This is a genomic window from Mycobacterium sp. E2699, from assembly GCF_001666745.1.
GTDB lineage: Bacteria > Actinomycetota > Actinomycetes > Mycobacteriales > Mycobacteriaceae > Mycobacterium.
Window position 1 is genome coordinate 105,042 of record NZ_LZJH01000108.1, and the last position, 15,363, is coordinate 120,404.

5 protein-coding genes are annotated in these 15,363 nt (G+C 67.4%); 4 read left to right on the forward strand and 1 reads right to left on the reverse strand.

All coding sequences use genetic code 11. The features are described 5' to 3' along the window. The first annotated feature begins 144 nt into the window (after positions 1 to 144). Complete coding sequence (locus A5696_RS27750; protein WP_197517026.1) at positions 145 to 237, forward strand: MbtH family NRPS accessory protein; 93 nt, start codon at positions 145 to 147, stop codon at positions 235 to 237. After that, on the forward strand, positions 234 to 11,276 hold the full coding sequence (locus A5696_RS20035; protein WP_067882740.1) for a type I polyketide synthase: 11,043 nt from the start codon (positions 234 to 236) through the stop codon (positions 11,274 to 11,276). Before A5696_RS27750 ends, A5696_RS20035 begins: the two co-directional genes overlap by 4 nt. Positions 11,277 to 11,437: 161 nt before the next feature. Here A5696_RS20035 and A5696_RS20040 read toward each other — a convergent pair whose 3' ends face one another. Next, positions 11,438 to 12,367 carry a class I SAM-dependent methyltransferase gene (locus A5696_RS20040; RefSeq protein ID WP_156738497.1) on the reverse strand — a complete coding sequence of 310 codons (930 nt, stop codon included), beginning with the start codon at positions 12,365 to 12,367 and terminating at the stop codon, positions 11,438 to 11,440. Positions 12,368 to 13,247: 880 nt separating this feature from the next. Here A5696_RS20040 and A5696_RS20045 point away from each other — a divergent pair. Together A5696_RS20045 and A5696_RS20050 are read left to right on the forward strand one after the other, a co-directional pair. Beyond that, positions 13,248 to 13,478, forward strand: a complete 231-nt coding sequence (locus A5696_RS20045) for an MbtH family protein (RefSeq protein ID WP_067882742.1) — start codon at positions 13,248 to 13,250, stop codon at positions 13,476 to 13,478. A gap of 5 nt (positions 13,479 to 13,483) precedes the next feature. Next, on the forward strand, positions 13,484 to 15,363 hold a 1,880-nt coding region (locus A5696_RS20050), incomplete at its 3' end, for an AMP-binding protein (RefSeq protein ID WP_156738498.1).

Consider the following 15,363-nt stretch of genomic DNA (forward strand, 5'->3'; position numbering starts at 1 on the left):
TTGAGGGAGCGCTTCGCCGGGGCAGCGATCAGCGGTGGGCGTGGCAGGCGTCTCACTGACCTATTCGCGTGACAGGCGTCTCACCCAGCAAGTATGGTCTAGAACTTGTTATACCTATGTCGAGTAGATGGTCTGGAGACACGGTTGAGCACCAATCCCTTCGATGACGGCAGTGGCAGCTTTTTCGTCGTGTTCAACGACGACAAGCAACCCAAGGGGACGGGGGATCGGAAATGACCGATCTCCAGCACCCGGAACATCCTGCCAACGCGCCAGAGGGATTTGCGGTAATCGGCTATGCAGTGCGCCTGCCGGGCGCCGCTGATGCCGACGAATTCTGGGACGTACTGCAACACGGCCGCGATGCGGTGTCTGAGGTGCCCTCCGATCGGTGGGATGTCGACGAGTTCTTCGATCCGGATCCGGATGCACCCGGGAAGATAGTGAGCCGTCGCGCGGGCTTCATCGATGACGTCACGGGGTTCGACGCGGCGTTCTTCGGGCTGTCCAACCGGGAAACCATGCTGATCGACCCGCAGCATCGAATCCTGCTGGAGACGGCCTGGCAAGCGGTCGAGCATTCGGGAACGGCGCCGTCGTCTTTGGCGAACACCAAGACCGGCGTGTTCATGGGTCTGGGCACCCATGACTACCTGGGATTGATTTCGGAGCAGCTGAGTTACGCCGAGATCGAGGCGTACGTGGCAATTGGGACGTCGGCGGCCGCAGGGGCGGGCCGGATCAGCTACGGGCTGGGCCTGCAGGGCCCGGCGGTCACCGTCGATACGGCGTGCAGCTCGTCGCTGGTGGCAGTCCACCAGGCGTGCCAGGCGCTGCGCTTCGGGGAATGTGACCTCGCGCTGGTCGGCGGGGTGAACGTCATCCTCAGCGCGAAGACCGCGATGACCTTCTCCCACGCGCACATGCTGGCCCCGGACGGCCGGTGCAAGACGTTCGACGCGGCCGCGGACGGCTACGTGCGCGGCGAGGGCTGCGGTGTCGTCGTGGTGAAGCGACTCAAGGACGCGATCCGCGACGGAGACCGGATTCGGGCCGTGATCCGGGGCAGCGCGGTCAACCAGGACGGCGCGTCCGGTGGCCTGACGGTGCCGAACGGCGTCGCCCAGCAACGCGTCATCAAAGAGGCGCTGCAGTGCGCCGGTGTGGCGGCCGGCGACGTCGGCTACCTGGAGGCGCACGGAACGGGGACATCGCTGGGTGACCCGATCGAAGTCCAGGCCGCCGGTGCGGCACTCGGCGACGGGCGCGACCCCGGGCGGCCGCTGCTGATCGGGTCGGTGAAGACGAACATCGGGCATCTGGAGGCCGCCGCGGGGATCGCGGGTCTGATCAAGGTCATCCTGTCGCTCGAGCATGGGGTGTTGCCGAAGCACCTGCACTTCCAGAAGCCGTCCCCGCACATTCCCTGGGACCGGCTTCCGGTGCGGGTGGTGGACGAGGCGACGCCATGGGCATCCGATGGACGTCCCCGCATCGCCGGGATCAGTTCGTTCGGGTTCTCCGGAACCAACTCGCACGTCATCGTCCAGGAAGCGCCCGCTGTGTCGGGCCAGGTTGCGGCTCCGGTGGAGCCGTCCGACGACAGGCGCTTCAGCCTGTTGCCGCTGTCGGCGCGCACCCCGGCCGCCTTGGTGCAGCTGGCTCAGCGATACGTGAGCTGGCTGGCCGATCACCCGGAATCCTCGTTGGCCGATGTGTGCCTGACCGCAGGGGTGGGGCGCTCGCACTTCGAGCACCGGGCCGCCTTGGTCGTGAATTCGACGGAGTCCGCACGGGAGGCACTTGCCGCGCTGGCCGACGATCGGCCGGCCCCGGGCCTGGTGCGTGGGGAGTGCACCGATCGGCCAAAGACGGCGTGGTTGTTCACGGGCCAGGGCAGCCAGTATGCCGGCATGGCGCGGGAGCTCTTCGAGACCGAGCCGGTGTTCGCCGAGACAATGACCCAGTGCGCTGCGGCGGTCGCCGACGTTCTCGAAAGACCGCTGCTGGACGTGATTTTCGACCCCGAAGGCGACGAGGCCTTGCGGCAAACCAGTTACGCCCAGCCCGCCCTGTTCGCGGTGGAGCTGGGCCTGGCCCGGCTCTGGCAGTCCTGGGGTTTCGAACCCGACGTGGTGCTGGGCCACAGCGTCGGCCAGTACACGGCGGCCTGCGTTGCCGGCGTGTTCAGCCTCGAGGACGGAATGCTGCTGATGGCCGAGCGGGGCCGTCTGTTCGGCAGCTTGCCCGCCGGCGGGCGGATGGTCGCGGTGTTCGCCGCCGCCGAACGGGTGGAAAGCCTGACCGACGAGTTCCCGAGCCTGTCGGTTGCCGCCTACAACGGTGCCAACACCGTGCTGTCGGGACCCGTGCAGGATCTGGAACAGGCGGTGGCCCGGCTCGAAGCCGACGGCGTGCGCTGTGACTGGCTGGACACCAGCCACGCGTTCCACTCGGCCCTGCTGGATCCGGTCCTCGACGAATTCGAAGCGTACGCAAATCAGTTCGAGTTCGCTTCGCCACAACGCACATTGGTGTGCAACCGCACCGGCGCGGCCCTCCGCAGAAGTGCGAAACTCGACGCCGCCTACTGGCGCAGCCATGCGCGGCAACCGGTCGAGTTCGCCAAGAGTGTGCGCACGCTGGCCGATCTCAGGTGCACGATGCTGCTGGAGGTCGGCCCGCAGCCGGTGCTCACCGCCTCGGCGATGCGGGCATGGCCGGACCCGGCGACCGCGCCCCGGGCGATCCCGTCGTTGCGTCGAAACACCGCCGACCACCGCCAGATCACCGAAGCCCTGGCCAACGCTTACGTCGGCGGCCACCTGCCCGACTTCGGCGGTATCCAGCGCGGATCGGCGCGCAAGGTCGACCTGCCCACCTACCCCTTCCAGCATCGCCAGTACTGGTTCCGCGAGCAGCGGCTGCGTCCCACCCAGGCGTCCGACACGGAAGCCATGCGCACCGAAACCGTCCGGCTTCTCGAGGACGGCCGAATCGAGGAACTCGCCGCCCTGCTGGACGCTGGCGACGGCAATCAACAGGCCGTGGACTTGCTGAAACAGCTCGCCGCGCAACACAATCAACAGCGCAAGGCCCAGTCCGTCTCCGACGCCCGTTACGAGATCCGCTGGGAGAAGGCCGCTCCGGCGTCCGCAGCCGTCTGCGATACCGAGGCCGGCAAGGGATCCGCCTGGCTCCTCATCAGCGACGACGCCGCCGCGGTTCAGCCGTTGGTCGACGCGCTGACCGCACGCGGGCACCGGCACCGCGTTATCGGGCTGCCCGTGTCCGACGCGGACCAAGAGCGGCTCGCGGCCACGTTGCGCGCCGCGGTGGCCGACGAACCAACGACCCGCATCCTTCATCTGGCGGCGCTGGATTCGGACACCGCACCGTCGACGCAGTCGCTGTTGCGGATGCAGCACCAGGTCCTGAGCGGAACTCGGCGACTCTTCTGCGCCGCCTCCGCCGCCGAGCTGCGCGCGCCCATCTGGGTGATAACCCGTGGCGCACAACGCGTCACCGCCGCGGACAAGGTGTCGCCGGCGCAGTCCTGCCTGTGGGGGTTCGGTCGCGCCGCCGCGCTGGAGCATCCCCGGCTGTGGGGCGGACTGGCGGATCTGGCCGGCAGCGGTGCGGACCAGTGGTCCCGGCTGGTCGACCGGCTGGTGGCAGCGCCGGTCGGTGATGACCAATTCGCCCTCCGCGACCAGGCCGTCTACGTTCCTCGGCTGACTCGCCGCGCGGGGCAGCCCGCCGCGACACCGCTGGCACTGCGTGCTGACGCGACATATCTGGTGACCGGCGGGCTGGGTGCGATCGGACTGGAAGTTGCCGCATACCTGGCGGCGCACGGCGCCCGGCATCTGGTGCTGACCAGCCGGCGCGCACCGAGCGAGGCCGCACAAAAACGCATCGATGCCATAAGCGAAGAGACCGGCGCCGAGGTCCGGGTCATCACGGCCGACGTTGCCAACCCGCACGACGTCGCACGCGTCCTGGCCACGGTGCGGGCCGACCTGCCGCCGCTGGCCGGGGTCGTGCATGCCGCGGGCGAGATCAGCACCACCCCGCTGCAAGCCCTGGACGACGCCGAAGTGGACCGCGTGTTCGCCGGAAAGGTGTGGGGCGCTTGGAACTTGAGCGAAGCCACCGCCGGCTTGAAGCTGGACTTCTTCCTCAGCACCTCCTCGATCGCCGGGGTGTGGGGCGCCGGTGGCCAGACCACCTACAGCGCGGCCAACGCCTTCCTGGACGGGTTGGCCTGGCGGCTGCGTGAGCAGGGCGTTCCGGGGATCAGCGTCAACTTCGGCCCGTGGCTGGCGGCGGGCATGGCCGACGAGGCCGCCCGCGCGGAACTGGACAAGCGTGGGGTCCGGCCATTGACGCCTGCCGACGCATTGGCGGGGATGGCCGAATTGTTGGCGTCTTCAAGCAAGGGCGCATCACATGGGGTGGTGGCCAAGATCGACTGGGCCAGCTTCCTGCCGCTCTACCAGATGGCGGGGAAGCGGGGATTCTTCACGCACTTGCAGCGTGAGGTGCCCGAGTCCGCACAGGCGCCGTCCGAGGCGGGGACCACCCAACTGGTCGACCGGCTCACCGCGGCCCCGGTGCAGCAGCGGAAGAAACTCGTCGTGGACTATCTGCGCGACGCCGTGGCGGACGTGACCCGCATCGACCCCGCGGAGATCCGCGAGGAGGCCGGGCTTTTCGACCTCGGCATGGATTCGCTGATGGCCGTCGAGCTGCGGCGCCGACTCGAGCGGGCCGTGGGCGCGGAGCTGCCGTCGACCCTGGCGATGGATTACCCGCGCATCACCGACGTCGCGAACTTCCTCGTCAACGACGTCCTCAGCCTCGACGCCCCGGCGCCCGCGGGTACGGCGGCGCAGCCGGCGCCGGTAGCGACCGCGGCGCCGACGCGCACGGACGAGCCGATCGCGATCGTCGCGGTGGCCTGTCGCTTCCCGGGTGCGCCCGATCCAGAGGCGTACTGGGACTTGCTGTCCGGCGGTGTCGATGCGATCCGGGAGATCCCCGATGACCGCTTCGACGTCGACGAGTACTACGACCCGGATCCCGAGGCGCCGGGCAAGATCTACACCCGGTACGGCGGATACCTGGAAAGCATCGACGGATTCGACCCCGAGTTCTTCGGCATCTCTCCGCGCGAGGCCGTGTGGATGGATCCGCAGCAGCGGTTGATGCTGGAGATCGCGTGGGAAGGGCTTGAAAGGGCGGGGTACGCGCCGTCCGCCTTGCGCGGCAGCCGAACCGGCGTGTTTGTGGGCGTTGCGGCCAACGAGTATTCGCAGCTGCTGAACGCGAACTCGGTGGACACCATCGAGGCGCACTTCATCACCGGCAACGCGCTCAACGTCATCGCGGGCCGGGTGGCGTTCGCGCTGGGGCTGGAGGGGCCGGCGATGGCGGTGGACACCGCGTGCAGTGCCTCGCTGGTGGCCGTCCATCAGGCCTGCCAGGCCCTGCATTCCGGCGACTGCGACATGGCGCTGGCCGGTGGGGTGAACGTCCTGGTGAGCCCGGCCTCCATCGTCGCCACCGCGCGCGCCAGAATGCTTGCCGCCGACGGCCGTTGCAAGACGTTCGACGCGGCCGCGAACGGGTACGCGCGCAGCGAAGGCTGCGGGATCCTGGTGCTCAAGCGGCTGAGCGACGCCGAGCGCGACGGCGATCAGATTTGCGCGGTCATCCGCGGCAGCGCGGTCAACCAGGACGGCGCGTCAAGCGGTTTGACGGTGCCGAACGGCGGTGCGCAGCAACGGCTTATCGCCGCGGCGCTGGCTCGCGCCGGTCTCGTCGGCGGAGACGTCGATTACCTCGAGGCGCACGGCACGGGCACCTCGCTGGGCGACCCGATCGAGGTCCAGGCCGCCGCCGCCGCCTACGGCGTCGGCCGTGACCCGGACCGGCCGCTGCTGATCGGATCGGCGAAGACCAACATCGGCCACCTCGAATCGGCGGCCGGAATCGCCGGCCTCATCAAGGTCGTGTTGTCGCTGCAGCACGAGGCCCTGCCGCAGAACCTGCACTTCGAGAACCCGTCACCGAACATTCCCTGGGACTCGCTGCCGGTGCGGGTGGTGGACAAGCCGCTTCCGTGGCATGCCAACGGCAGGCCGCGCCGCGCCGGCACGAGCTCCTTCGGGTTCTCCGGCACCAACGCGCACGTCCTCATCGAGGAGGCGCCGCCGAAATCCGAAGTCTCCGAGGACGCTTCGGCGGGCGATGCCAGCCCCGACGTCGCTGCGGTGACCGAGCGGGCCGCTGAACGGGAACCGGTCAGCGTCTTGCCGCTGTCGGCGCGTTCACCGCAGGCACTGGTGTCGTTGGCGCAGCGCTACGGGGCCTGGCTGGAGGAGCATCCAGACGCCGACATCACCGACGTCTGCTACACGGCGGGTGTCGGGCGTTCGCATTTCGAACACCGGGCCGCACTGGTTGTGGAGTCGGTTCAGGGCGCGCGTGAGCTCCTGGCCGAGTTGGCCGAGAACCGGCTGGGACCGGGTGCGATGCGCGGCGAGTGCGGTGACCCGCCGAAGACGGCGTGGTTGTTCACCGGGCAGGGTAGCCAATATTCGGGGATGGCGCGCGAGTTGTTCGACACGGAGCCGGTTTTCGCCGACACCGTCAAGCAATGCGCCGACGCGATCGACGGCATGCTGCCGCGACCGTTGCTCGAGGTGCTGTTCGATGATGAGGCCGGAGAAACACTGCGGCACACCTCTTTCGCCCAGCCGGCGCTGTTTGCCGTCGAGATGGGCCTGGCGCGATTGTGGCAATCGTGGGGCGTCGAGCCCGACGTGGTGTTGGGCCACAGCGTGGGCCAGTACGCGGCGGCCTGCGTGGCCGGCGTGTTCAGCCTCGAGGACGGCGCACGGCTGATGGCCGAACGCGGCCGGTTGTTCGGCAATCTCCCCGAGGGCGGCCGGATGGTGGCGGTATTCGCCGACGCCCAGCAGGTGGAGCGCATCGCGGAGGAATTTCCGCATATTTCGGTCGCCGCCTACAACGGCCCCAACACCGTGCTGTCGGGCCCGGCCGCGGATCTGGAACAGATTGTCGGCCGACTCGGCGGTGACGGAATCCGCTGCACCTGGCTCGAGACCAGTCATGCCTTCCACTCGGAGCTGCTCGAGCCGGCACTCGACGAGTTCGAGTCGTACGCAAAGGGTTTCGAGTTCGCCGTTCCGACGCTGCCCCTGGTGTGCAACCGGACCGGCGCGGTCATCGCCGCGGACACCCCGCTGGACGCGCAGTATTGGCGGCGGCATTCCCGCCAGCCGGTGCAGTTCGCCGAAAGCGTGCAGACCGTCGCGGCGCTGGGCTGCTCGGTGTTGATGGAGATCGGTCCGCAACCCGTCCTGACCGGGGCGGCGGTGCAGGCCTGGCCGGACTCCTCGGCCACTCCGCGGTCAGTCGTCTCCCTGCGCAAGGGCGTCGATGCCCGGCGGCAGATGGCCGAAGCGCTGGCCGCGGCCTATGTAGCCGGGCACCGGCCCGAATTCGCCGCGCTGTACCACCGGCCGCACCACATGGTCGAATTGCCGACGTATCCGTTCCAGCGCCGTCGCTTCTGGCCCAAGACCGCCGACGTCGCGGTCGACGGCGCCGTCGCCTCCGGAATCCTGGGAAGCGCAAAGGACCTCGCCTCCGGCGACTCCGTCTACACCAGCAGGTGGTCGGTCAAGTCGCAGCCCTGGCTTTCCGATCACGTCATCTACGGCACCGTCGTCGTTCCCGGCGCGACGTACGCGGCGATGGCCATTGCCGCGGTCGGGACCCCCGCCCAGGTGCGCGATGTCTTCTTCTACGAACCGATCATCCTGCCCGACAAGAACTCTCGGGAGGTGCAGCTGACTGTGCATCCCGTCGAGGACGGCGGGGCTTGGACGTTCCAGGTGCACAGCCGCCCGTACGGTGACCGCGACGCCGAGTGGTCGCTGAACGCCGACGGTCGGATCGTCAGCGGAGACTCTGACAGTGACGACGAGCCCGCGTTGGAGCCGACGGAATCCATCGACGCGGCGTGCGAGCGGTTGGGCCGCACCCGCCCGCAGCAGCTGTTCGACACCTTCGCCGACATGGAGCTGGCCTGGGGTCCCACCTGGTCCACGTCCCTCAAATCGCTGTGGGCCGGTGACGGTGAGGCGGTCGGCGACATCGCCATCGGCGAGGAGCTTGCCGAACAGCTCGGTACCGAGCCGATCCACCCGGTGCTGCTGGACCTGTGCACCGGCATCGCCTTCCCGGCCTTGGAGGCGGCGCTCGCGGCGACCGAGGATGGCGCGGGCTTGGGCGATCTTTTCTTGCCGCTGCGGTACGGGCGGGTCGTGCTGCATGACAAGATGCCACGGCGGTTCTACTGCCGAGCGCGTTGGCAGAGGGGCGGTCTGGACAGCGAGACCCAGGCGTTCGATCTCGATTTCGTTGATCGTGACGGTCACCAGCTGGGCGAAATACGCGACTTCACGGTCAAGCGCGCGCCTCGGGAGGCGTTGCTCCGTGGGCTCGGCGGCGACGCCACCCGCAACCTGTACACCCTCGGCTGGGAGGAAGTGCCGGCGCCGACGGCGGGCGACGCCGCGGGCAATGGCGAGGCCACCTGGCTGATCGCCGGTTTCGACGAGCTGGCCGCCGACGTCCGGGGTTGCGTCTCACTGGACGGTGCCCCGGACGCGGAGCGCTGGCAGCGGGAGTTGGCCGAGGCCCAGGAGCGCGGTGCGCCGGTCGCCGGCGTCGTCTGGCGCGCCCCCGGGCGGCCAGATGCTGAAGAGTCGAGCGCCGAATTCGCCGCGCGGCTCGAGACCGAGATCGATCGGCTGCTCACGGTCGTGCGCACGCTGCTGGCCCAGCAAGACCTGAAACTCACGGGCGGACTGTGGATCGTCACCGAGCGGGCCGTCGCGACCGAGCCCGGCGAGCCGGTCGACCCGGCGCAGTCGGCGCTGTGGGGCTTCGGGCGCACCGTCATCACCGAGCAGCCGAGCCTGCGCCTCAGGCTGGTCGACTGCGACGGTGCCGACGATGCGGTGCGCCTGCTGGGCGCCCTGCTCGGCACCCCGGCCGACGAACCCGAACTCGCCCTGCGACAAGGAAAGTACTTCGTGCCGCGGCTGCTGCCGTGGGCGCGCGACGGCCATCTCGAGGTGCCGCGCGCGACCGATTACATCCTGGATGTGACGGAACGCGGTGCGATCGACAACCTCCGCCTGATGGAGATGAAGGTGCCGCCGCCGGCGGCGGGCCAGGTCCAGATCCGCGTCGAGGCGGCAGGCCTGAACTTCCGCGACGTGCTCAACGTGCTCGGCCTCTATCCGGGCGATCCGGGGCGCATCGGCGGCGGCGACCTGTCCGGCGTCGTCACCGAAGTGGGCGCCGGCGTAACGGGATTCGAGGTCGGCCAGCGCGTCTTCGGCTTCATGCCGGGGTCGTTCGCCACCCGCGTCAATGTGCCGCAGCAGTTCCTCGCGCCGGTGCCGAACGGGGTGAGCGGTGTGGGAGCGGCGACCATACCCGCTGGAGCACTGACGACGCGGCTCGCCTTCGACTGGGCGCAGGTGGGTCCCGGTGACCGGGTGCTGATACACGCCGCCAGTGGTGGCGTCGGTCTGGCCGCGATCCAGCTGGCCCAGCAGCGGGGCGCGACCGTGTTCGCCACGGCCAGCGCCTACAAGCGGGCGACGCTGCGCAAGATGGGCGTGGAACACGTCTACGACTCGCGCACTACGGACTTCGCGGATCAGATCCTGGCCGACACCGGGGGTGCGGGCGTCGACGTGGTGCTCAACAGCCTGACCAACGAAGGCTTCATCGCCGCGACCGTGCGCGCGACCGCACAGGGTGGCCGGTTCGCCGAAATCGCCAAGCGGGACATCTGGGCCCCCGAGCGGATGGCGGCCGTGCGTCCCGACATCGCCTACGAGATCGTCGCGCTGGACGCGACCATCGAGCAAGAACCCGAGCGGGTCGGCAAGCTGCTGGCCGAGCTGGCGGACAGCATGGACCGCGGCGAGCTGGCCCCGCTCGCGGCCGAGGTCTACCCGGTGACGGAGGCCAAGACCGCGTTCCGTCGCATGCAGCAGGCGCGGCACATCGGCAAGATCGTGCTGGAGATGCCCAAACCGCTGCAGCCGCGCGGGGATCGGAGCTATCTCATCACCGGCGGTCTCGGTGCGCTCGGCCTGCACACGGCGGCCCATCTGGCCCAACTGGGTGCCGGCGACATCGTGTTGACCAGCCGCCGCGCACCCGACGCGGACGCACAGCTGGCGATCGACGACATCACCGAGCGTTACCGCTGCCGGGTGCACGTGTTCGCGGCCGACGTTGGCGACGAGGCAGAAGTCGAAAAGCTGCTGGAGCGGATCCGGGCCGAGTTGCCGCCGCTCGCGGGGGTGGCCCACCTGGCGGGCGTCCTCGACGACGCGCTACTGCCGCAGCAGAGCCCGGAGGGATTCCGGAAGGCGTTGGCGCCCAAGGCCTTCGGCGGCTATCACCTGCATCGGCTGACCAAGGACGACGATCTTGACTTCTTCGTCCTGTACTCCTCGGCCTCGAGCGTGATCGGTTCGCCCGGCCAGGCCAACTACGCGACCGCCAATGCGGTGCTCGACGGGCTCGTCGCGCAGCGCAGGGCGCAGGGCCTGCCGGCGACCGGCATCAACTGGGGTCCGTGGGCGAAGGGCGGCATGGCGACCTCGCACGCCGCGCGCGCCAATCTCAGCGCGCAAGGCCTGATCCCGCTGGAACCGTCGGCCGCGCTGAACGCGCTCGACGAGATCGTCGCTCACGGAACCGGGCAGGCGACCGTCATCAAAGCCAATTGGCAGCGCGCCGCGAAGGGGCTGGGCGCCTCCCGCCCGGCGATGCTCGACCATGTGCTGCCGAGCGCTGTCACGGCGACACGCGGCGACAGCGAGTTGCTCCGGCAACTGCACGAGGTACCCGAGGCGGAGCGCGGCAGCTTCCTCACGGAATACCTGCGGTACGAAGTCCAGAATTTCCTGCGGCTCGCGCAACCGCCGGCCGCAACCAGCCGGTTCCTGGAGTTGGGCACCGATTCACTGATGGCCGTCGAATTCAGCAACCGGTTGCTTCCGCAGTTCGGTGGCGCGTTCACGATCAGCGCAACCGCGGTGTTCGACTATCCGACCATCGGGTCGTTGGCCGAGTACCTGGCCGGTCAGGTTCCCGATGCGGCCTCGACCAACGGGGCGGAATCCGTCGGTGCGCACGAGCCCGCCTGATCGGGGTACGCACGCGCTGGCGACAAGGGCGTAATAGCCGGAGGCCGGTCGCCGATCACGGACGGGTTCGGCTGTGCCGCGCGCTACGCCCTGTGGGTCGGCCGGGCGCGTCCGTCCGATGGACCGTTTGCGGAGATTGCTTCGACTGGCGGTCGGGCCGCCTAACCGGGAGAGCCCGACGTCGCCTCTGTCCGCAGTTGAGATCTCAGGATCCTGTACTCCAACAGTCCCGCCCGCAGCTGCTCATAGATCGAGGAGCCGGGTAATGCGAGGAAATTAGCGACGCGTGCATTGCCGTCACCGTAAACCTGGTCCCAGTTACTACTGGCTTGATCGCGCGAGGCCAATACATTGGCAGTGATATCGCGGTCGCTTTCGGTGGAAAAGCCGAGCGCCTTCAGGCGCATTCTGACATAGTCCCAGTCCTCGGTGCTGAGGAAGTCCGTATGTAAGAACCATCCGCCGGGGCGACAAATCCGGCGCACTTCGCTCAGGAATTTCGGCAAATTGCCGTATGAATGCGATGACTCCACGTTCACGATGGCATCGCAGGACCCGTCCGCCAAGGGGATATCGAGCGCATTACCGACCTTGAACTCTATCGGATTGCGGACGTGCGTCTTGCGGCAGAAGGCGATTGCTTCCGCGGACATGTCAATGCCGATCACTTGAGCGTTGAACTTTTCCGCGACAAGTGCGGCGTTGCCGCCGCGTCCGCAACCTATCTCGACAACTGTGCGGTCATTCAGGTCATGTGAGCCGAGCACCTCCAGCACCAGCCGGACCGAGTTGGCGTTGAACGTGCCCGGGCGAATGGGGAACACGGATTCGTTGTTCGAATCCGTCGGAACGTATCCGTAATTCAGGAAAAACGATGAATCAGCCACACCCGCGGCCTCCAGGCGCCGGCTGAGTAGATCATAAAAGCTGCGCCATCCGACGGCGGTCGTCGACAATAGGTCGTCGGCCAGGTGCTCCGACATTGCGATCTCTGAATCGTCCTTCGACTCGACGTGTACCGAAGTTTCGCTATGTTCCATTACGTTGTCCCAACCATTTGCTTTGTCCCATGAGTTATAGGGTGCCGTCACGATGGATATTGATTCGAGGATATGCCGGCGCGAGGCACGAACCAGTCATGTCGCATCCTCCACGAGTCGCGTGCGTCGGGCGGGGCTTACTTCGAGCACGGGGCACCGAAGGTATGAATATAGCTTCCGGCTCGCGGCGATGTCTGACCGATCACCCTCATTGAATCCTTTAGGCTCGAGCCTCGCATCAGGGACCGAACCGCCCACGCGCTGCCTTACTGAATTCTGCGTCTTCACAATAGACGTCGCGTTTGCAAACTGAAAGATCGCTGGGGGCGCTGTCGTTGCGGCCCGTCCAAGCTCATCGTGCACTGTTCCCACGCCCCTGCGGCGCCGTTGAAAGCCTGTCCCCCGAGCAATCGGCACCGCGGCGATCGGCGGCGCGCCGCGACCGGGCCGGCATTTCCCGCCCACGGATTTCCGCCCGGCCATTCCGAGTGCGGTCGTGGCCGAGAGCCGCCTCAGCGGATCGTTGCGGTAACCGCGTGAGGCACCGGCGCAGCTGCCACCCGCGGGGTCGCGGTTCCCGGTCTCGGCGGCAAAGCGCGATGCAGATTCCGTACGCGTGGGCCGACCGCAGCGGTGAGAACGCCGACGGTGATAGCGATCCCTCCAACAGCGCCTTGTGCAATCACCGCCAGAAACCGCATGCGCATCGCGGGGCATCCTTCAACCGTTAACCGTTGCGACAGCAAACCATAGGTAGCCTTCCAAACTGTAAACCGTACCTAACGTTCGCTACCTCGCGCGGTGCATGCGGTGGTGTAAGCAGACGCCAGACGGCATCGAGATTCCGCAAAGGCTTAGACAACTTCTGTTGGGCTCCAGTATGGTTTAGAACTTGTTATACCCATGTCCAGTTGGATGGTCTGGAGACGCGGTGAGCATCAATCCGTTCGATGACGACGATGGCAGTTTTTTCGTCTTGATTAACGACGAGGAGCAGCACAGCCTGTGGCCGACCTTCGCCGACGTTCCAGCCGGCTGGCGGGTGGTGTACGGCGAAGCCGATCGCGCTGCGTGTCTGGACTACATCGAACGGAACTGGCCGGACATACGTCCGAAGACACTGCGCGAGAGGCTGGCAGCGGGACAGGGGTTTGATAGGTAAACCGGATGGAATTTGATGACCGGGCAATTCCGCTGACGCGGGGTCAGCTCGACATTTGGCTTGCTCAGGAAACGGGCCACTCCACTACGGAGTGGCAGCTCGGCGTGCTCGTGCGATTCGACGGCGCGATTCAGCGTGATTTGCTCGAGCGGGCGATCGACCATGTGCTGCAGGAGGCCGAACCGGCCAGGGCCGCCATCTTCGAGGTGGATGGCCGGGTTTTCCAGCGGGCGATCGACCACCCGGATGTCGCGCTGGACTTCTATGACCTGAGCGACTCGCGTCATCCGGTGCAGGAGGCGCGCCGGATGGCGTTATCGATCCAACACACGCCAATGCCTCCGGATGGCCCGCTGTTCAAATTTGCTTTATTTCAGACCTGGGTCGATGAATTCTACTTGTTCGGATGCTTCCACCATATAGTCATAGATGGCTCGGGAATAACGCTTCTGGCCAACCGTATTGCAACTGTCTACGCTGCAATTGTTTCCGACGCGCCAATTCCTCCTGCTTTTTTCGGCTCATTAGAGGATTTGGTCCGCTATGAGTCGGAATACGAAGGATCCGCCGATTACCTGGAGGATCAGGCTTATTGGGCCGAGAACCTGCCGCCGGAAAGGGGGTCGAATAGTCGGCCGGCCCCGGAAGTGGGCGAAGGTGACTCGTCTCAGCCGTCGACGCCGGTTCGATTGGACCCCATTGTCCTTCGCCGAATTCAAGAGTTATCTCACCAGTGGAACATGCCCCGATCATCGATCATCACCGCGGCATGCGCACTTCTGGTTCGTGGGTGGTGCGCCGACGGATCCGAGGTGGTGCTCGACTTCCCGGTCAGCCGGCGGGTGCGTCCGGAGTCAAAGACGCTGCCCGGGATGATTTCGGGCGTGGTGCCGTTGGTGTTGAGCGTTTCGCCGGCATCTTCGGTCGCCGGCTTTTGTAAACATGTCGACGCGCGGATACAAGAAGCGCTGCAGCATCAGCGGTACCCGGTGCATGCGCTGGAACGCAAAGCAAACCCCCGCGGCTCGGAGCGCACGGCCGACAGGGTGAGCGTCAATTTCATGCCGTCGAAAATGACGATGGACTTTGCCGGCGTGGAAGCGTCGGCGTCATTCACCAATCCCGGCCAGGTGGGTGATTTTGCGTTGATCTTCTCCGGGGCCGGAGACCAGCTTTTCCTCAGCACAGCGGGCGCCGGCGGGCCGTTTTCGAACGCCGTCGTCTCCGATCTGGCGGCACGGGTGCAGCGGATCCTGGTGGCGATGGCCGCCGACCCCGCCGGGCGGTTGTCCGCTATCGAGGTGCTCGACGACGGTGAGCGCGCCCGGCTCGACGGGTTGGGTAACCGCGTGGTGTTGACCCAGTCGTTGACGGCGTCGGCGGCGATTCCGGCGGTGTTCGCCGCGCAGGTGGCGCGGGTGCCCGACGCGGTAGCGGTGAGCTTTGCGGGTCGGTCGTTGACGTATCGGGAGCTCGACGGGGCGGCCAACGGGTTGGCGCGGGTGTTGGTGGGTCACGGGGTGGGTCCGGGGCAGCGGGTGGCGTTGCTGTTGCCGCGGTCGGCGCGGGCGGTGGTGGCGATGCTGGCGGTGGTGAAGACCGGGGCGGCCTATGTGCCGATCGACCCGGCGGTGCCCGAGGCGCGGATGCGGTTCGTGCTCGAGGACGCCGCGCCGGTCGCGGCGGTGACGACGGCCGAGCTGCGCCCGCGGCTCGAGGGCTGCGATCTGCTGGTTGTCGATGTCGATGACGTCCCGGCTGCCGATGGCGGACTTCCACCCGGGCTGCCGCTGCCCGCCCCGGACGATATCGCCTATCTGATCTACACGTCGGGTACGACGGGGACCCCGAAGGGGGTGGCGGTTCCGCATCGCAATGTGACGCG

Bases quoted from the DNA above. Each gene is read 5' to 3' on its own strand.
- A5696_RS20035 (WP_067882740.1), top strand. From the start codon at position 234: ATGACCGATCTCCAGCACCCGGAACATCCTGCCAACGCGCCAGAGGGA.